Raw genomic sequence first — 19,108 nt, 5'->3', positions numbered from 1 at the left:
TCAGGCGGCTTTTTAGTCTCTCATATAACAACAATATAAAAGGTGTTCACGTGCAGAAGTATATCAGTGAAGCGCGTCTGTTATTAGCATTAGCAATCCCGGTGATTCTCGCGCAAATCGCCCAAACAGCGATGGGTTTTGTCGATACTGTCATGGCGGGCGGCTATAGCGCCACCGACATGGCGGCGGTCGCCATTGGTACATCTATCTGGCTCCCGGCTATTCTTTTCGGTCACGGACTGCTGCTTGCGTTGACGCCAGTGATCGCGCAATTGAATGGTTCTGGTCGCCGTGAACGCATAGCGCATCAGGTACGACAAGGTTTCTGGCTAGCCGGCTTTGTCTCGGTGCTCATTATGGTGGTTCTGTGGAATGCGGGTTATATCATCCGCTCCATGCAAAATATCGATCCGGCGCTCGCCGATAAAGCGGTAGGTTACCTGCGTGCACTGCTGTGGGGTGCTCCGGGCTATCTGTTCTTTCAGGTCGCGCGTAACCAGTGTGAAGGGCTGGCAAAAACCAAACCTGGGATGGTGATGGGTTTTATTGGCCTGCTGGTGAACATTCCGGTCAACTATATCTTTATTTATGGTCATTTCGGAATGCCTGAACTCGGTGGCGTCGGTTGTGGTGTAGCGACGGCGGCTGTGTATTGGGTGATGTTCCTCGCCATGGTTTCTTATATTAAACATGCCCGTTCCATGCGCGATATCCGCAACGAAAAAGGCACCGCGAAACCCGATTCCGCCGCATTGAAACGACTGGTGCAGCTTGGTCTACCTATCGCGCTGGCGTTGTTCTTTGAAGTGACACTGTTTGCTGTAGTGGCGCTGTTGGTATCTCCGCTCGGTATTATCGATGTGGCAGGCCACCAGATTGCACTGAACTTTAGTTCACTGATGTTCGTGCTTCCAATGTCGCTGGCCGCAGCGGTAACCATCCGTGTTGGTTATCGTCTGGGTCAGGGTTCAACGCTGGATGCACAAACAGCCGCGCGGACAGGGCTTATGGTTGGCGTTTGTATGGCAACTCTGACCGCAATTTTCACGGTTTCACTACGAGAGCAGATTGCCCTGCTGTATAACGATAATCCTGAGGTCGTAACGCTGGCGGCACATTTGATGTTGCTGGCGGCGGTGTATCAGATTTCTGATTCCATACAGGTTATCGGCAGTGGGATTTTGCGTGGTTATAAAGATACGCGGTCGATTTTTTATATTACCTTTACGGCGTATTGGGTATTAGGCTTGCCGAGCGGCTACATTCTGGCGCTGACCGATCTGGTGGTTGAGCCAATGGGGCCAGCAGGTTTCTGGATCGGCTTTATTATTGGCCTGACTTCTGCCGCTATTATGATGATGCTGCGTATGCGTTTCCTGCAACGTCTGCCATCAGCCATCATTCTGCAACGCGCAGCTCGCTAAAAAACAAGGCGCAACCTTCACAGATTGCGCCTTCGTTTTTATTCGGGCTGGAGCGTTGCGCCAATCCTGTCTTCGTCAGGTTGCAGTTTAAGCGCACTGCAAATTGGTTGCCGACTGGCATCCGTTATCTCAACGAGGATATTGCCACTAACTTCCCCTTTCACATTGATGAAGTCAGGTGAAATTTCTTTCGCGCTGGTTTGCAGGCAAATCGTTCCCTCTCCGTGCAGGCGTTTCACTTTCAGTTGCACATGTGTGGCTGCTGCCGTGATCAGCCACACTTTTCCGCCATCGAGATTGACGTTGCCAACATTTAAAGTGACGTTGTCACCTTTTACCGTACTGCCATCGAGAATCAACACGCCACCCTGCTGTACCGTAACCGTTGATTGTTGCAGATCTGCACCATAGCCAATAATCATTGAAGCACCGTCCAGAACGGCAACACTCCCGGTCAGTTCAACCGGTGCTCGATCTTCTTCTACAACAAAATTTTCGTCCGCGCTGGTGGGTGACATCAGGATCACCGTCCCACCTTGTATGACCGCGTTTTCCAGCGTACCAGCATGCACTTCAGCCCGACCACCAGCATTAACGGCCAGGTTTTGCGTCTTACCGGAACTATAAAGCTGAAGGCCATCCGTCCCCAGACGGTAAATGGCTCCATTTTCAACAATGGTATTATCGTCTTCACCACCGAGATTATTCATGGTGCCACCAGCAAGCAACGTATCACTGGCTTTCCCCGCCAGCATAAAGACACCGCCCTGATTAATCTCACAATTGCCGGCTTCCCCACCCGGATACACCAACAATTCACCGCCATCATCCACTATTGCTGATGAAGCCGTCCCGTTGACCAATAAACCACCAGCCTGATCGAGAATAATTTTTTCTGCCCGATGACCTTCCAGTACGCGCAAATTTCCGCCATTCTCCAGCAACAAACCGCAGGCATAGCCCTTATCAACGCTAAATTCACCTTCGGGATGGCGACCATTAACAGTAGCGAGCGTTGAGAGGCTAATTGCTCCACCGTCAGATTGAACAATGTCTGTGGCAATTGCACCGTCACTGACCGATAGCGTGCCATTGTTGCCATATTGTGTGCCTTTGGCGATCCCACCAGTTTCCACTTTCAGCCAACCCGCATCTGTCACTACGGTGTTTTCTGCTCTTCCGCCTGTCTCAACGAGCAACTCACCGTCAGTAAGTTGAGTCGCGCTAATGACCTCGCCGGTCTTAACAATTTGCACTTTCCCGTCGCTCATCAAGTTTTTTGCATCAGATCCCATGATTTATTCCTTTGCTGCATCTGTGTGCCCTTATCGCTACCTAAGTGTAAAGGCTACGGAGGATTTATCCACGATAGAATTGATTTGCTGGCAAACGACTCGGTTTATATCCTGATGCGCGAGATAGTGGGTTGTGTCAGATGTAAATGCGATCCTGAATAAAAATCGCCCTTGCAAATCAACAAAATATAGCCAATTTGCTTAAAAGCTCTGCAAACGGTCGAAATACCGCAGAAAATTACGTTTTGCCTCTTGCCACCTTCCCACTCTGCCGCTAATATTCGTCCCCGTTGTCACCTACAACGTTGCGTTCATAGCTCAGTTGGTTAGAGCACCACCTTGACATGGTGGGGGTCGTTGGTTCGAGTCCAATTGAACGCACCATCCTGCGTCCGTAGCTCAGTTGGTTAGAGCACCACCTTGACATGGTGGGGGTCGGTGGTTCGAGTCCACTCGGACGCACCAGATTTCTTAATCTGGTCTTCTCCCTTTTCCCTCTGTTTCTTCTCTGTATCCAATACGTTAAAAGATTTACACTGTCTTCGTATGCGTTATCAGAAGGAGAATCGCTATGGCAACTTTGTTACAACTTCATTTTGCTTTTAATGGCCCATTTGGCGACGCAATGGCTGAGCAGCTTAAACCGCTTGCCGAGTCGATTAATCAGGAACCTGGTTTTCTGTGGAAGGTATGGACGGAAAGTGAAAAGAACCGCGAAGCCGGTGGGATCTACCTTTTCACTGATGAAAAAAGCGCCCTTGCCTATCTGGATAAACATACTGCCCGTCTGAAGAACCTCGGCGTTGCAGAAGTTATCGCCAAAGTTTTCGATGTCAATGAGCCACTGAGTCAAATCAATCAAGCAAAACTCGCCTGACAAGTCTCCATGAAGGGCGGTTAGCGCCCTTTTCATCTCTGTCTGAAATTTCCCAAATTCTAAAAATATCAACCAAACTTATCTGATAACACTAAATTCAAAAGAATACATTCAGGTAAGTAACAATGAAAAAAATTGCCATTGTGGGTGCCGGACCAACAGGGATCTACACTCTCTTCTCGCTTTTACAGCAACCAACGCCGCTTTCTATTTCCATCTTCGAACAAGCTGACGAGGCCGGTGTCGGAATGCCGTACAACGACGAAGAAAACTCTAAATTAATGCTGGCAAATATTGCCAGCATTGAAATACCGCCGATTTATTGTACGTATCTCGAATGGCTACAAAAGCAAGATGCCAGCCATCTACAACGTTACGGCGTTAAAAAAGAAACCTTGCACGATCGTCAGTTTTTACCGCGTATTTTGCTGGGAGAATATTTCCGCGATCGATTTTTACGATTAGTAGATCAGGCGCGACAGCAAAAATTTGAAGTGGCTATTTATGAATCATGCCAGGTTACCGATCTGCAAATTACAAATGCTGGCGTGATACTTGCTACAAATCAGGATTTACACACAGAGACGTTTGATTTAGCGGTAATAGCCACCGGTCACGTCTGGCCTGATGAAGAAGAAGCAACCCGAACGTATTTTCCCAGCCCGTGGTCGGGTCTGATGGAAGCAAAGATCGATGCCTGTAACGTGGGCATTATGGGAACATCCTTGAGCGGACTGGATGCGGCAATGGCAGTGGCTATTCAGCATGGTTCGTTTATTGAAGAAGATAAACAACGAGTTATCTTTCAACGTGATAGCAACAGTGAAAATCTGCACATTACGTTGATGTCGCGCACGGGCATTTTACCGGAAGCCGATTTCTATTGCCCCATCCCCTACGAACCGTTACGCATCGTCACAGAACAGGCCTTAAATACAGAAATAGAAAAAGGTGCAGAAGGCCTGTTGGATCGGATATTCAAATTGATACAGCAAGAAATTAATTCTGCCGATCCAGACTGGAGCCAACGCATAGCGTTAGAGCGCCTCAATGTCGATACCTTTGCGCAAACCTGGTTTGCCGAGCGTAAACAGCATGACTCTTTTGGCTGGGCGGAAGAAAACTTAGCCGAAGTCGAGCAACATAAACGGCAAAAACATACCGTCCCCTGGCGTTATGTCATTCTGCGTTTGCATGAAGCTGTACAGGAAATTGTGCCGCATCTGAATGAACACGACCATAAGCGATTCAGTAAAGGTCTTGCCAGAGTCTTTATCGATAATTATGCGGCAATCCCTTCAGAATCTATAAGACGATTACTGGCCTTACGCGAAGCGGGGATCATTCATATTCTCGCCCTCGGTGAGGACTACGAGATGGAAAACAACGAAACGCGCACAATTCTGAAAACAGCGGATAACAGCTACTCGTTTGATGTTTTTATTGATGCCCGAGGCCAACGTCCACTCAAAGTGAAAGATATTCCTTTCCCTGGGCTACGCGAACAATTGCAGAAAACAGGCGAGGAAATCCCTGATGTTGGTGAAGATTATACGCTACAGCAACCTGAAGAAGTTCGTGGTCGCGTGGCGTTCGGTGCTTTACCCTGGCTGATGCACAACCGGCCTTTCGTCCAGGGACTTACGGCTTGTGCAGAAATTGGCGAGGCTATGGCGCAGGCCATTGTAAAACCTGCATCCCGTGCACGTCGGCGTCTTTCGGTTGATTAATCAGCACTCAACAAACTGATGCTGTGCATTGAGACGATAGCGGACTCCGGCACGGATATTGTTTTCACCTTCAATGGCGACGGCGAAGCGCACTCTTTCGCCATCATGATATGCCAGTGCGGCGCTGCCACCAAGCCCGAGGACAATCGAGTCAACCACGCCCGTACTGACTACTGTTGAGTTAGCACCGCTGGCAATGATGTGAACATTATCACCGCTGTTAGCAATTTTCGCGTTTGCGCCAAAGCTGGCAATTTGTACCAGACCGCCATTACTGGCGACATGACACCTTTCACCTGGAGTACAGACGCGTACTCTCATCCCGGCATTTGCAATACGACTACCATCTCCGGCACTGCTGATTCGAGTCGAGTTACCCGCCACTGCCACGCGGGCACGCTCGCCTGAGCTGCCAATATGGCTGTTAAAACCCACACTAGCCATCCGTACGCTGTAGCCCGTGCTGGCAATTTGCGCCGCATAACCTGCTGTAACTATTCTGGCGTTATCGTCGCAACACCCGACGCGTGCGTTATCCTCGGCACTGGAGAACTGGCGGCAAAATGTCGGTTCCTCTGGTTCTGTGACCAGTTTTTGCATAGAAGAAACTTCCTGGCGGGCAAAGTTTTCGTCTGTCAGCCATTTGTTCCACGCATACTCAACCAGACTATCTGCCCAATCCGTATACCCTTCGTCGATCAGCGCATGGTGAACATCGGCATAGCTGCCGTCCTGCGGAAAATGGCGCAAAAACCAGCGGTATATGACCGCTCCTACACGCCACTCTCGCAGGTTCTCTCGCGTAATGATCATACGTTAATGTCGGTGATAGCCATCGATCATACATTTAAAGGTTTCGTGCGGAGTACGCCCCGTAGTGCAAAGATAGAGATGACCGAAGATGAAAAAGAGGCTAATAAATGCCAGAGCAAAATGCGCTTGTAATAACCAGTATCTTACGCCAGGAAACACATCGCCCACGACTTGCGGATAGAGACACAGCAGCCCCGTCACCAGTAACAACGGCAGTAATCCATACATCACCCCGATATAGGCTATCTGCTGTAAGGGGTTAAATTTAGACTGCATTGTCGCCGGAAAAGGGTGTGCTTCCCCCTGCATAATGCCAGACAGATAAAATCGCGTTTGTTTCACCGCTCGCCCCAGCCATCCTTGACGACGAATGCGATAGTGGCGACCATTACCCCCAACGGCATTAATCAGAACAAAGCCAAGCCAGCATACCAATAACAAGAATCCACAAACTTCATGCACAGCAGCCAGACTTTTGACCGCAGCTGCGCCCACCAGCGCAAAGTGATTAATTAGCCCACTTCCCAGCAACAATACGAAGAGTAATGCGTTCGACCAGTGCCATAATCTGACCGCCTTGCTGTAAAGATAAACCTTCTCGCCATGATCGGTGGCTGATTTCTTCACACCACGAGCACGAAGCAAAGCGTGCAGGCCCAGGACTAACCACATCCCAACCAGCAATAGCCCGGCAATGACCAGCCACACCGGCCAAAATTCAGGGGTGAACTGTGGTACATAGTTCGCCAACTGGCTCTGAAACTGTTCAGCATTTTGCGACGGGTTCATACATTTTCCTTCTTAATCAAATGTTGACCGAACCGGCGATACAAATGCGGTTTCCCGGCACCAGGTAGCTGATATTGATAGTATTTATTTTCCTGTAACCACGCCTGAATTTCTGGGCTATCTTCGCGGCCAAAGATCAATGCGTGTTCCGGGCAGGCGCTGACGCAAATGGGCGGAAACCCTTTTGCCAGCCGGGACTCGGCGCAGAAATCACATTTATCCGCTACTTTAGTCACAGGGTTAAGGTAACGAACCTGGTACGGACAAGCGCCAATGCAATAACTGCAGCCGATGCACTGCGATTTTTCTACCCGCACGATCCCCTGCTCATCACGCCACGACGCCCCTGTTGGGCAAACGTCAATGCAAGGAGCATCTTCGCAGTGCTGGCATGACTGGCGAAAAAAGTGATACAGCGTTTCGTTGTCGTTATCGGTGACAGGAATGTGTGCTATCGATAAACGGCTTCCCTGAGCAGGAACGTAATTGGTCTTGCGACATGCACGGGCGCAAATATTACAACCATTGCACCGTGACTCATCGTGAATCATGGCATACCGAACTTCCTTTTCTTGCCTGGTGTTCGCTAACAGCGAAGACGCAGAACCAGTAAAAAAGATTACTGTTCCCATCCCCAGAACAAATTTGCGTCGAGTGAAGGACATCTGATTATCCCCTAATGCAGTGGCTGCAACTGTCCACCCTGTCCATGACATTTCCCTGAAATTTCAGGGATTCTGAAACTGCTCTACCTCGAACCATTCGCATAAGCCATAAGCCTTGCCATAGCTCATATACCGCTCACTAAACAGGTACAGCACCGCTGTCGATGACTCAACCTGGCGTATATCGGCATATTCAGGGGCAACATCCATCGCGGCTATCGCGGCTTCAATCTGCGCGTCCTGGAAGTAATATGGCGCTTGCCTCAGCATGGCGACTTTGTAGGGTCGCGGATACGTCTGGCACTCAAAACGAACGACATGAGCAATGGCGCGACAAATGTCCTGCTCCACAACTTGCAAAGACATCGCCGCGTAGTTTTCGCTCATGGCCTGCGTTGAGTAATAGTAATCATCGTGAGTTCCCGTGATACAGGCGATATCCGCGTAGTCTCCGTTCTGTTTTATGCCTTCCAGAAAAACAGACAGATCCTCTTCAGCAACCGAATAGGGTGGCGAGAGAAACACGCCGCGCGCCACCAGTTGACCCGCTACCGAATGCTGGCGGATAAACTCTGCCAGGACGTCTGTAGGTTCTGGTTCTGCGATGTCTTCACTGACCGTATCACCGGTGTGACGCATCCCCTGCAACCATTGACGCTTCACCTCATCAACTTCGCTGACGCCGGGTAGCGGCAGCTCATCCTGATGGCTCATCTCACCTATTCCTTACGCCGGAAGCAGATTGTGTGCAGCCAGATCGGTGGCAATATCTTCCAACCCCAGACGCTGCAACGTTTCACGTGTCGGACAACCGAGTTGTGGATCCCAGCCCATTTCCTTGTAGAACATCGTGAGAGACGCGTACATATCGTCGCGATCCATTTTGTCAGTTCCTTCGGTAAAGACCGGGATCTGCGGATCCTTGTCGAATACCCAGGAGCAAATAAGATCGTGCTCATTACGCATATCTTTGGTTTGCATCAGTTTTACCGTGTAAGCACGATGCAGTGTAAAGATACGTTCAGCGGCTAAATCTAATTTTTCCTGGGTCATCTCTTCACCGGTGATCGCTTTGAAGAATTTGGCTTCTAAAGCAAGGTCACCACGGTAATTACGGCTCTTCAGCGGCGAAACGGTCATTGGCCAGACCCAGTTGCACAGGGTGACGGCGTTATGCAAACAGACCCGCAACAGTGACCATTTGGCATATTTAATTTTTGCGTCATTGATCGGCGTGTAGTTTTTGGTTTCGTCGTAAGCATCTTCAGAGCCAAAAAGCTCTTTCGCCACTTCACGCTGCAATTTCAACGGCAGACCGGAACCAATAAAGTTAATGTGGGTGTGCGTCATGCAATCGCGGTTGAACATGCAGTTAACAATGGAACCAACTTGCGCCGAGGCTTCATTAGCATGGTGAACCGGATAGCCAAATGGTGACCAGAGTTTATTTTTCGCGTAACCCCAATACTCTTCGCCCAAATTCCAGCGTTCCGCAATGGCATATGAGCCATCAGCCAGGTGGCTCAACTCACCCACGCGATGCGCCAGACGGTAGTAAAAATCTTTGATGAAGTTAACGTCACCCGCTTCCAGCTGATCCCAGCGAATTTCCGCATACTCTTCAGCAGGCAGAACGCGTTTGAACACGCCTTTGCTGTAGCAATACGAAAAATCTCGATGTAGCTGCCCGTAGTTACACCACAGACCATAGTCATCAAACAGATTCAGACCAACCAGATTACCAATGACACGACCATCGTCTTTATCTTCAAAATCTTTCGGCCCGTTCGGGAAGATGGTGGTATGGACAAAGTTTGCTACACAAGTGTTACCGCCGGTGCTGGGCACGCCGAACTCTTTGACCCGAGGAATGTTCATCTGGGTCATACAACGAATTGGGCAAGAGTGGCAGCCGCTCATTTTTACCGTGTATTTCTCTGCCGCCGGACCTAAGTCAAAAACGGATTTATAGGTGCGAAAACCGACCGTGTTCTGATTTCCCGGCGGGATCTCTCCTGTTTCAATCGGGCCGCCTTCCGCCGCTCCCCAGAACAAACCTTTACGCGCCGTCCAGCGAGACTTGGGATCGGAGTACTCCGCCCACGATTGCGGTGTACTTGGCACCACATGGTTGTTATTAGCCCCGATAAGTTCGGTCATCATGTAGTCATTGAGACGTTTCATTTCCTGACGATCGGCAATGTTGACCCCCTTAGTCCCTTCAACTGCAATCGCCTTGAGGTTTTTCGACCCCATTATTGCGCCAGTTCCCGCGCCACCGCTGTGATTACGGCTATTCAACATGCCAGAGAGCGGCACAAGGTTTTCACCAGCCTGACCAATAGCTGCCACACAGGTTTCCGGGCTGGTCAAACGACAAATTTCTTCCGTCGTGGCTCGCGTCCCTTTACCCCATAGGAAATCTGCTTTTTCAAGGGTAACTTTGTCATCTTTAATATTCAGCCAAACCGGTGATTTCGCTTTCCCTTCGATAATAATGACGTCGTATCCAGCGAATTTCATTTGCGCGGCAAAAAAGCCGCCCATATGGGCATCGACGACTAAATTTCCTTTGGTAAAAGTGGAAAGTGAGGTGATATTTACGCGAGAACTACAGGGAGCACCAGAGCCAGTTAATGGCCCTGTAGCGAAGACTAATTTATTCGCTTCATCGAAAGGTTTAGTGCCAGCCGGCACTTCGTCATACATAATTTTGTAGCCAAAGCCCATGCCACCGACAAAACTTTTAAACTTACTGGAATCTTCGAGGGTAATATTTCCTGTCGTGAGATTGACTCTTAATATATTACCTGTCCAACCGTTAGCCATGATTTTTTCCTTTGCAAGATTCACACAGTAATATCTTTCCACTCGATAATTTTTAACGCCCCTGTTGGGCAGGCATTTGCGCATTCACCGCATAGCACACATTTCGAGGATTTTTTACTTTCGGTATTTACGGTAGCCATCATCCACGGACATGCTGTGGTACAGGCGCTACAACCAATACAACGTTTATGATCGACGACAATACAGCCTTCTTCCTGCTGCCAGGTAATCGCGCCAATCGGGCAAACGTTCATGCATTGCGGATCTTTACATTGACGACAGGTGTCAGCGGTATAGTTCAGATCGCCATACAGGCCACCGCCTGATCCTATTCCATTGTCGCCAAAGAAATAATTGCGATGAATTTTAATGCGGGAGAAAAAAGTGCCCACTGAGCCATCGTTGAAGTTGGTACAAGAGATTTCACAGCGATGACAGCCTGTGCATCTCGCTCGCTGGGTCACCAGCACCCCTTTGGGGGTATTTATCAACCCAACCGTGCCGCTATCAATATCTTCCTGTTTGCAACCCAAAAGTGACAGTAACGCAGGGGCAATTGTTAAACCAGCAAGGCCTTTTCCTGATATACGCAAGAATTCTAATCGCGTTAAGCCAATATCTAATAGTGGACGTCCAACCGGGTTCATTTATTTCGCATCCTCTTCGCAAACACAGTGCTGACAATTCAGCAGCCTGATATTAAGCATTCAACTAATACGCTGCTGACTCTGTCCCCAACACCAGATATTTTCCCTAACCCGATAGTGTATGAGAAAGATTTAACGCTGATAAACTAATCCTTTATGGTTAGGAGAAAAAATAATGTGATTATTCTGAGCTCTTAACATTGATCGTTATCAATTAAAATCACAAAGTGAAAAATTAAAAGTGGACTGATATTTATTATCATCTGAAATTAATTTCATTTAAGCGACAATTATTTGTGATATTCATTCCAGAAAATAAAAATAACATTATCGTTATACACTTTAATACATATCGCAACTGATATAATTTCATCAGTTGCTATTTATGAAAATTAGCTGTGACTGCGATTGAAAGAAACGTATCAGGATGAAGCGTTGCACTTCATCCTGAACGATCATTTTACCAGCGCGTTAATGACGGTTTCCATCGCCTGTTTTTCCAGTTCACTACGTTGAATGCGTTTATTGGCTAAAGCCGTGCGTAATACGCCAGCGATGACAATATGTTTTGGTTCCTGTCCCAAATCGCGCATTTCCAGCACAACTTTACCGACTACCCTGCACATCTCGCGGTACAGTTCGTCATCTTTTGTTCGATTTCCCATTCTTTATACCTATTTATCATGCCAACTATCAGCATATATCAATCTAATCAATTAAACAAAAACCAAATAAAATCATATAAATAACGCGATAAATTATTTTGACTGTAGCGATTGAGCGATGGTGTATTTATACACCTGATGAACATACACTCCTCCCCACTCTGGCGACCTCACCTCCAGATGTTGCGCAAACAACGAAGTTTTTGCGTAATCTTTTCCCAGGAACGTCAAATCTTTGATAACAATTTATTGTCTGGCGACTTGTATATTTTTTGAAACGCTGTTTTTGTTTTCCTTTTGGATTAATTTCAGCGTATAATGCGCGCCAATTGACTCTTGAATGGTTTCAGCACTTTGGACTGTAGAACTCAACGACTCAAAAACAGGCACTCACGTTGGGCTGAGACACAAGCACACATTCCTCTGCACGCTTTTTCGATGTCACCTATCCTTAGAGCGAGGCACCATCACTTTCGTAATACCGGATTCGCTTTCCGGCAGTGCGCCCAGAAAGCAAGTTTCTCCTATCCTTCTCAACTTAAAGACTAAGACTGTCATGAAAAAGACCAAAATTGTTTGCACCATCGGACCAAAAACCGAATCTGAAGAGATGTTAGCTAAAATGCTGGACGCGGGCATGAACGTCATGCGTCTGAACTTCTCTCATGGTGACTATGCAGAACACGGTCAGCGCATTCAGAACCTGCGCAACGTGATGAGCAAAACAGGTAAAACTGCCGCTATCCTGCTCGATACCAAAGGTCCGGAAATCCGCACCATGAAACTGGAAGGCGGTAATGACGTTTCTCTGAAAGCAGGCCAGACCTTTACTTTCACCACTGACAAATCTGTTATCGGCAACAGCGAAATGGTTGCGGTAACTTATGAAGGTTTCACTTCTGACCTGTCCGTCGGCAACACCGTACTGGTTGACGATGGTCTGATCGGTATGGAAGTTACCGCCATTGAAGGTAACAAAGTTATCTGTAAGGTACTGAACAACGGTGACCTGGGCGAAAACAAAGGTGTGAACCTGCCAGGCGTTTCTATTGCCCTGCCGGCACTGGCTGAAAAAGACAAACAGGATCTCATCTTTGGTTGCGAACAAGGCGTAGACTTTGTTGCTGCTTCCTTTATCCGTAAGCGTTCTGACGTTATCGAAATCCGTGAGCACCTGAAAGCGCACGGTGGCGAAAACATCCAAATCATCTCCAAAATCGAAAACCAGGAAGGCCTCAACAACTTCGACGAAATCCTCGAAGCTTCTGACGGCATCATGGTTGCACGTGGCGACCTGGGTGTAGAAATTCCGGTTGAAGAAGTTATCTTCGCCCAGAAGATGATGATCGAAAAATGTATCCGCGCACGTAAAGTCGTTATCACTGCGACCCAGATGCTGGATTCCATGATCAAAAACCCACGTCCGACCCGCGCAGAAGCCGGTGACGTTGCGAACGCCATCCTCGACGGTACCGACGCAGTAATGTTGTCTGGTGAATCCGCAAAAGGTAAATACCCGCTGGAAGCTGTTTCTATCATGGCAACCATTTGCGAACGTACCGACCGCGTGATGAACAGCCGTCTCGAGTTCAACAACGACAACCGTAAACTGCGCATTACCGAAGCAGTTTGCCGTGGTGCGGTTGAAACTGCTGAAAAACTGGATGCTCCGCTGATCGTCGTAGCAACTCAGGGCGGTAAATCTGCTCGTGCAGTGCGTAAATACTTCCCGGATGCAACCATCCTGGCGCTGACCACTAACGAAAAAACTGCACATCAGCTAGTGCTGAGCAAAGGCGTTGTGCCACAGCTGGTTAAAGAGATCACTTCTACTGATGATTTCTACCGCCTGGGTAAAGAACTGGCTCTGCAGAGCGGTCTGGCGCACAAAGGTGACGTTGTAGTAATGGTTTCCGGTGCACTTGTACCGAGCGGCACTACCAACACCGCATCTGTTCACGTCCTGTAATATTGCTTTTGTGAATTAATTTGTATATCCAAGCGCCCTGATGGGCGCTTTTTTTATTTAATCGATAACCAGAAGCAATAAAAAATCAAATCGGATTTCACTATATAATCTCACTTTATCTAAGATGAATCCGATGGAAGCATCCTGTTTTCTCTCAATTTTTTTATCTAAAACCCAGCGTTCGATGTTTCTTTGAGCGAACGATCAAAAATAAGTGCCTTCCCATCAAAAAAATATTCTCAACATAAAAAACTTTGTGTAATACTTGTAACGCTACATGGAGATTAACTCAATCTAGAGGGTATTAATAATGAAAGCTACTAAACTGGTACTGGGCGCGGTAATCCTGGGTTCTACTCTGCTGGCAGGTTGCTCCAGCAACGCTAAAATCGATCAGCTGTCTTCTGACGTTCAGACTCTGAACGCTAAAGTTGACCAGCTGAGCAACGACGTGAACGCAATGCGTTCCGACGTTCAGGCTGCTAAAGATGACGCAGCTCGTGCTAACCAGCGTCTGGACAACATGGCTACTAAATACCGCAAGTAATAGTACCTGTGAAGTGAAAAATGGCGCACATTGTGCGCCATTTTTTTTGCCTGCCATTTACCGCTACTGCGTCGCGCGTAACATATTCCCTTGCTCTGGTTCACCATTCTGCGCTGACTCTACTGAAGGCGCATTGCTGGCTGCGGGAGTTGCTCCACTGCTCACTGAAACCGGATACCCTGCCCGACGATACAACGCTTTATCGACTAACTTCTGATCTACAGCCTTATTGTCTTTAAATTGCGTAAAGCCTGCTGGCAGTGTGTACGGCATCGTCTGAACGTTCTGCTGTTCCTCTGCCGACAGGGGGCGATGTACTTCCACATAACGCATTCCGTTCGGTTCTACAGAGTATTTCACCGGTTCGTTGATCACTTTCACCGGCGTCCCCGTCCGCACGCTGGAGAACAAGGCTTTAATATCCGGTGCGTTCATACGAATACAGCCCGAACTGACGCGCAAACCGACGCTGTCCGGCGCACTGGTGCCATGAATGAGATATTCGCCATTGCCGTGCGCCAGGCGCATTGCGTAGCGTCCTAGTGGGTTATTTGGCCCGGCAGGAACGACTGGCGGTAATTTAATGCCACGCTCCAGCGAACGCTGACGAATGCCTGCCGTAGGCGTCCAGGTTGGGTTAGGGATTTTCTGCCCCACACGCGTTTCCATCACCGGCGTTTCCAGCCCCTGCAAGCCAATGCCTATCGGGTAGACCTGCACGATATTTTCTCCTGGCGGATAATAATAAAGACGCAGCTCGGCAAGGTTAACGATAATCCCCTGACGCGGCGCATCAGGTAATAACAGTTGCGAAGGAATCGTTATCGTCGTACCTGGTTTTGGCACCGGGGCGATGGTGTTATTGGCTTCCAGAATCAACATTGCCGCAGTATCAAAACGTCGGGCAATGGCCTGAAGGTTTTTATCCCCCTCTTGCACCGTATACGTTTGATTTTGCCCAACCAGTCGGCTGCCGGTTGGTGGGAGCGGATAATCTACCGCCCAGGCAGCGTGTATGGCGCTAAACGCGCCGATAAGGGTCAGTGTAAGCAGAGACGCGCGTTTCATTGTAAACCTCCTGTATTTGCCGGAGACTCACGCTAAGACGTCGGATGGTGCTTTTGCTTACCTGAAGCCGAAACACTCCTGTGCTGGTCAGAGTAAACATCGACCATCCGGCAATGTGAGTCATCCAGATGAAAGCTGTTCCTTTAGTTTAGCTAAGTGCAGCGGCTTTAGCGCGGATTGCACGAATCATCGCTTCCAGACCTTGTGAACGAGATGGGGTGAGATGCTGAGCAAGCGCCATTTTTTCAAACCACGGGCGCACGTCAAAATTAACAATATCCTGCGGCGTCATCTGGTCATAGAGAATAAAAACAACCGCAATAAGCCCTTTCACAATGGCGGCATCGCTGTCGCCCTGCAATTCAATAATTCCCTGCGCATTCTGGCGCATTACAATCCATACCTGACTCTGACAGCCCTGAATACTATTTTGCGGGTTTCTGTCTTCATCGTGTAATTCCGGCAGACGCTGACCCAGTTCAATAATGTAGAGATATTTCTCTTCCCAGTTGGCGCAGCGTAAAAAATTACGCAGCAATTTTTCTTTATCCGGCAATACAGCCATAGAGCCTCCCTGTTATCCCAGCAGACGATGAATGCGTTGCAATCCTGTCACCAGACGATCCACTTCTTCATGGGTGTTATACATAGCCAACGACGCCCGACACATAGCCGGAACGTTATAAAACGCCATCAACGGCATCGCGCAGTGATGGCCGGTACGCACAGCGATACCGTAGTTATCAAGAAAACTGCCAACATCATAGGCATGATGTTTACCGAGATTAAAGGCGATAACGCCAAGTCTGTCCGGTGGCCCATACAGAGTAAGATCCGGCACTGCTGTCAGTTGTGACAGCGCGTAATGCATCAGATTCTGTTCGTACTCAGCAATGTTGTTAAGCCCCAGAGCTGATACATACTCCAGCGCCGCACCAAGACCAATAATCCCCCCCGTATTGGGTGTGCCGGCCTCAAACCGCCACGGTGCTTTGGTCCAGGTAGTACCTTCGCTAAGGCTGACGGTGGCAATCATAGACCCGCCCCCTTCCCACGGCGGCATCTCCTGCAACAAGGCTTCTTTAACATAAAGAATGCCAATGCCGGTAGGGCCATACAGTTTATGCCCGGAAAAAACGTAGAAGTCGCAATCCAGCGCCTGCACATCCACCGGATGATGCATCACTGCCTGAGCGCCATCCACCAGCACTTTTGCGCCATGCTGGTGCGCAAGTGCGATCATTTCCGGCAGCGGATTTTCCGTCCCCAGCACATTAGACACGTGAGTAATCGCCAGCAGGCGGGTTTTCTCATCAAACAGATTAGGCAACGTCTCAAGTTGCAGCGTGCCGTCCGGATTAAGCGGGATCACCCGCAGCTCTGCGCCAACGCGCGCGCAAAGCATCTGCCAGGGAACAATGTTAGCGTGGTGTTCCATCTGACTGATGATGATGTTATCGCCTGCCCGCACGTTGCTATTGCCCCAGCTATTGGCGACCAGATTGATCCCTTCCGTCGTGCCACGGACGAACACCAGCTCTTCCGCCGAACGGGCATTGATAAACAGCGATGCACGCTTACGCACGTTCTCCATTTTCTCGGTCGCCTGGGCGCTTAACGTATGAATACCGCGATGCACCGCCGCGTAGCCGTGACGATAAAACTCAGCCTCGGCGTCAATCACCTGGCTCGGTTTCTGCGCACTGGCGGCGCTGTCGAGATAAGCCAGCGGCAAACCGTTCACCTCACGCGAGAGCACCGGAAAATCGGCCCGTACCTTCTCAACGGAAAAAGTCATCTTGCACCTCCCGGCAGCCGTTGGCCGATTCGAGCCAGCACCTGCTGTTTAAGACCCTCATCGCGCAAGGCTTCCGTCAGTTCGGCGGCAAAGGCATAGATGATCATCTGCTGGGCATCCTGCTGATTGATCCCGCGAGAACGCAGATAGAACATTTGCTCATCATCAATACGCCCGACCGTTGCGCCGTGGCTGCATTTCACATCATCGGCATAAATTTCCAGTTGCGGTTTGGTATCCACTTCCGCCAGCTTGCCCATCAGCAGATTATTATTGGTCATCTGGCCGTCAGTCTTGATGGCATACTGCGCGACATTAATCAAACCATTAAATACCGCGCGCCCTTTGTCGCTGACGATAGTTTTGTGCAACTGGCGGCTGTTACAAAAACCTTTATTGTGTTCCAGCCAGGTGCGGGTATCGCACACTTCATTTTTCACCGGCATCGCCAGGCTATTAATCCGCAGCGTACTGTTTTCGCCATTAAGTTGCGTACTGGTGTTGTGCCGTAACACTGCGCCACCAAGCAGAAAACTGTGGCTAGATGCGGTGGCATCGTCTGCCAGCAGCAAATCGTTATGGGCAAAGTGGTGAGTGACCGGGTTTTCAAACGCCAGCTTGATATGCTGCAAGTGGGCGTTCGCTGCGACGTTAATAGTGAAGCGCGCGCCGGTAAAATGGCGGGCATCATTAAGGCTGACAAAATGTTCAATCACTGTCGCTTCCGCGCCTTCCGCCAGTTCCAGATGATGGCGATAATGGGCAGTGTTCACCTCTTCACCTGCCACGCCCTGGGTAATATGCATTAACAGCAATGGCTTTGCAGGCCGTTGACCGCGCTTCACAGCAATATGCGTAACGCTTTGCGCCAGGCTTTCCGTCAGATGCAGAAACACTTCTGGCTGAATTGCATCGGGCAGCCCCTGGCGTTCGTCGTTTATGCTCACGTCATATCCGCTGCCTTCAGTTGCATCGCTAAGTGCTGGCATGTAACGTCCATCAACAAACACCAGCCGCACGGCGTCTAACGTTAAGGCTAAGGCATCACGCTGCTGTGGGGATATCTCCCCCGCAATGCTGACAAACTGGCTATTGGTCAGCCCTTCCAGCGGCGTATATTTCCAGTGCTCATGTTTACGCGTCGGCAGACCGGTACGCAGCAATTGTTGTAAATGCTGCTGCGCTTGCGGGGAGCGTTTTGCCCCTTCAGCCTCAAACAAGTGATGCCACTGTTGCAGCACGTTACTGCTGTTCACTAAGCCAGCCATAACCCTGCTCCTCCAGTTGTTTGACCAACGTGAAATCGCCGGATTTCACAATTCGCCCCTGATACAGCACGTGGACGTAATCAGGCTTGATGTAGTCAAGAATGCGTTGGTAGTGCGTCACGATGATGAATGAACGCTTGCCATCACGCAGCGAGTTCACGCCATCGGCAACCACTTTTAATGCGTCGATATCCAGCCCGGAGTCCGACTCATCAAGAATGCATAACTCCGGCTCCAGCACTGCCATTTGCAAAATATCGTTGCGCTTTTTCTCGCCACCGGAAAAACCAACGTTAACCGAACGGGTTAATAAATCTTCCGGCATCTTCAACAGGGCGATTTTCTCTTCCATCAAATCCTGAAAATCGAAGCGGTCGAGGGTTTCCTGACCGCGATAACTACGCACCGCATTGAGCGCCGTTTGCAGGAAAAACTGGTTACTGACGCCAGGGATTTCCACCGGATACTGAAAAGCCATAAAGATGCCTTCGCCTGCACGATCTTCCGGCGACAGCTCTAGCAAATCTTTGCCTTTAAACTCCACCGTGCCGCCCGTCACTTCATAATCTTCGCGCCCGGCAAGCGTTGCCGATAAGGTACTTTTGCCCGAACCGTTTGGCCCCATAATGGCGTGAACTTCGCCGGGACGAACGTCGAGGCTTAATCCGCGCAGGATAGCTTTATCTTCCACGCTGACGTGTAAATCTTTAATACTTAACATGTT

Annotated in this window: 19 protein-coding genes and 2 tRNA genes; 8 read left to right on the top strand and 13 right to left on the bottom strand. The window is 49.3% G+C overall.

Going from position 1 to position 19,108, the window contains the following annotated elements; genetic code table 11:
• The first annotated feature begins 50 nt into the window (after positions 1-50).
• Positions 51-1,424, top strand: a complete 1,374-nt coding sequence (gene mdtK / locus RGV86_RS01310; RefSeq protein ID WP_085460687.1) for a multidrug efflux MATE transporter MdtK — start codon at positions 51-53, stop codon at positions 1,422-1,424.
• Between the two features lie 38 nt (positions 1,425-1,462).
• Here mdtK and RGV86_RS01305 read toward each other — a convergent pair whose 3' ends face one another.
• Entirely contained in the window at positions 1,463-2,719 is a 1,257-nt protein-coding gene (locus tag RGV86_RS01305) for an AIDA repeat-containing protein (RefSeq protein ID WP_085460686.1), read from the bottom strand.
• 307 nt (positions 2,720-3,026) lie between these two features.
• On the opposite strand from RGV86_RS01305, the gene RGV86_RS01300 reads away from it, so the two are divergent.
• The 4 genes from RGV86_RS01300 to RGV86_RS01285 all read left to right on the top strand — a co-directional run bounded on the left by RGV86_RS01300 (position 3,027) and on the right by RGV86_RS01285 (position 5,326).
• Positions 3,027-3,103, top strand: a tRNA-Val gene (locus RGV86_RS01300).
• Between the two features lie 4 nt (positions 3,104-3,107).
• Positions 3,108-3,184, top strand: a tRNA-Val gene (locus RGV86_RS01295).
• A 106-nt stretch (positions 3,185-3,290) separates the two neighbouring features.
• Positions 3,291-3,596, top strand: a complete 306-nt coding sequence (locus RGV86_RS01290) for a monooxygenase (RefSeq protein WP_085460685.1) — start codon at positions 3,291-3,293, stop codon at positions 3,594-3,596.
• A 125-nt stretch (positions 3,597-3,721) separates the two neighbouring features.
• The gene (locus RGV86_RS01285) at positions 3,722-5,326 is read left to right on the top strand and encodes an FAD-NAD(P)-binding protein (protein ID WP_085460684.1); all 1,605 of its coding nucleotides are present in this window, start codon (positions 3,722-3,724) and stop codon (positions 5,324-5,326) included.
• Here RGV86_RS01285 and ydhT read toward each other — a convergent pair whose 3' ends face one another.
• From ydhT to fumD, 7 genes are all read right to left on the bottom strand, one after another.
• Complete coding sequence (ydhT, locus tag RGV86_RS01280; protein ID WP_085460683.1) at positions 5,327-6,139, bottom strand: protein YdhT; 813 nt, start codon at positions 6,137-6,139, stop codon at positions 5,327-5,329.
• Between the two features lie 3 nt (positions 6,140-6,142).
• Positions 6,143-6,928 (bottom strand): thiosulfate reductase cytochrome B subunit, encoded by a 786-nt coding sequence (phsC, locus tag RGV86_RS01275; protein ID WP_137598441.1) that lies wholly within the window; start codon positions 6,926-6,928, stop codon positions 6,143-6,145.
• Positions 6,925-7,593, bottom strand: coding sequence for a 4Fe-4S dicluster domain-containing protein (locus RGV86_RS01270; RefSeq protein WP_050545344.1), 669 nt, complete (start codon positions 7,591-7,593; stop codon positions 6,925-6,927). The genes phsC and RGV86_RS01270 overlap by 4 nt, the downstream gene beginning before the upstream one ends.
• A gap of 63 nt (positions 7,594-7,656) precedes the next feature.
• Positions 7,657-8,307, bottom strand: coding sequence for a YdhW family putative oxidoreductase system protein (locus tag RGV86_RS01265; RefSeq protein ID WP_137598442.1), 651 nt, complete (start codon positions 8,305-8,307; stop codon positions 7,657-7,659).
• A 12-nt stretch (positions 8,308-8,319) separates the two neighbouring features.
• Positions 8,320-10,422, bottom strand: a complete 2,103-nt coding sequence (locus tag RGV86_RS01260) for an aldehyde ferredoxin oxidoreductase (protein ID WP_001273487.1) — start codon at positions 10,420-10,422, stop codon at positions 8,320-8,322.
• A gap of 20 nt (positions 10,423-10,442) precedes the next feature.
• Complete coding sequence (locus RGV86_RS01255) at positions 10,443-11,069, bottom strand: ferredoxin-like protein (RefSeq protein ID WP_001070270.1); 627 nt, start codon at positions 11,067-11,069, stop codon at positions 10,443-10,445.
• Positions 11,070-11,524: 455 nt separating this feature from the next.
• Positions 11,525-11,734, bottom strand: a complete 210-nt coding sequence (fumD, locus tag RGV86_RS01250) for a fumarate hydratase FumD (protein ID WP_000528337.1) — start codon at positions 11,732-11,734, stop codon at positions 11,525-11,527.
• A gap of 354 nt (positions 11,735-12,088) precedes the next feature.
• On the opposite strand from fumD, the gene ynhH reads away from it, so the two are divergent.
• The 3 genes from ynhH (at position 12,089) to lpp (ending at position 14,250) form a co-directional block, all read left to right on the top strand.
• Positions 12,089-12,283, top strand: a complete 195-nt coding sequence (gene ynhH, locus RGV86_RS01245; RefSeq protein ID WP_242664678.1) for a protein YnhH — start codon at positions 12,089-12,091, stop codon at positions 12,281-12,283.
• Between the two features lie 7 nt (positions 12,284-12,290).
• Positions 12,291-13,703: a pyruvate kinase PykF gene (pykF, locus tag RGV86_RS01240; RefSeq protein ID WP_010346010.1), complete on the top strand. Its 1,413-nt coding sequence runs from the start codon at positions 12,291-12,293 to the stop codon at positions 13,701-13,703.
• Between the two features lie 310 nt (positions 13,704-14,013).
• A complete protein-coding gene (lpp, locus tag RGV86_RS01235) occupies positions 14,014-14,250 on the top strand; it encodes a murein lipoprotein Lpp (protein ID WP_000648420.1) in 237 nt (78 codons plus the stop codon).
• 63 nt (positions 14,251-14,313) lie between these two features.
• Here the strand turns inward: lpp and ldtE are convergent, their stop codons facing one another.
• The 5 genes from ldtE to sufC all read right to left on the bottom strand — a co-directional run bounded on the left by ldtE (position 14,314) and on the right by sufC (position 19,105).
• Complete coding sequence (gene ldtE / locus RGV86_RS01230) at positions 14,314-15,318, bottom strand: L,D-transpeptidase LdtE (RefSeq protein ID WP_000817076.1); 1,005 nt, start codon at positions 15,316-15,318, stop codon at positions 14,314-14,316.
• A gap of 148 nt (positions 15,319-15,466) precedes the next feature.
• Complete coding sequence (gene sufE / locus RGV86_RS01225; RefSeq protein ID WP_085460680.1) at positions 15,467-15,883, bottom strand: cysteine desulfuration protein SufE; 417 nt, start codon at positions 15,881-15,883, stop codon at positions 15,467-15,469.
• A 12-nt stretch (positions 15,884-15,895) separates the two neighbouring features.
• Complete coding sequence (sufS, locus tag RGV86_RS01220; RefSeq protein WP_000144611.1) at positions 15,896-17,116, bottom strand: cysteine desulfurase SufS; 1,221 nt, start codon at positions 17,114-17,116, stop codon at positions 15,896-15,898.
• Positions 17,113-18,384, bottom strand: coding sequence for a Fe-S cluster assembly protein SufD (gene sufD, locus RGV86_RS01215; protein ID WP_309508426.1), 1,272 nt, complete (start codon positions 18,382-18,384; stop codon positions 17,113-17,115). The genes sufS and sufD overlap by 4 nt, the downstream gene beginning before the upstream one ends.
• On the bottom strand, positions 18,359-19,105 hold the full coding sequence (gene sufC / locus RGV86_RS01210; protein WP_000948879.1) for a Fe-S cluster assembly ATPase SufC: 747 nt from the start codon (positions 19,103-19,105) through the stop codon (positions 18,359-18,361). The genes sufD and sufC overlap by 26 nt, the downstream gene beginning before the upstream one ends.
• Positions 19,106-19,108 lie beyond the last annotated feature (3 nt).

It is taken from the genome of Escherichia ruysiae, assembly GCF_031323975.1.
In the GTDB taxonomy this organism is placed as follows: Bacteria; Pseudomonadota; Gammaproteobacteria; order Enterobacterales; family Enterobacteriaceae; genus Escherichia; species Escherichia ruysiae.
The sequence above is the reverse complement of the archived record's forward strand: the minus strand, read 5'-3'. Positions and strand labels throughout refer to the sequence as shown.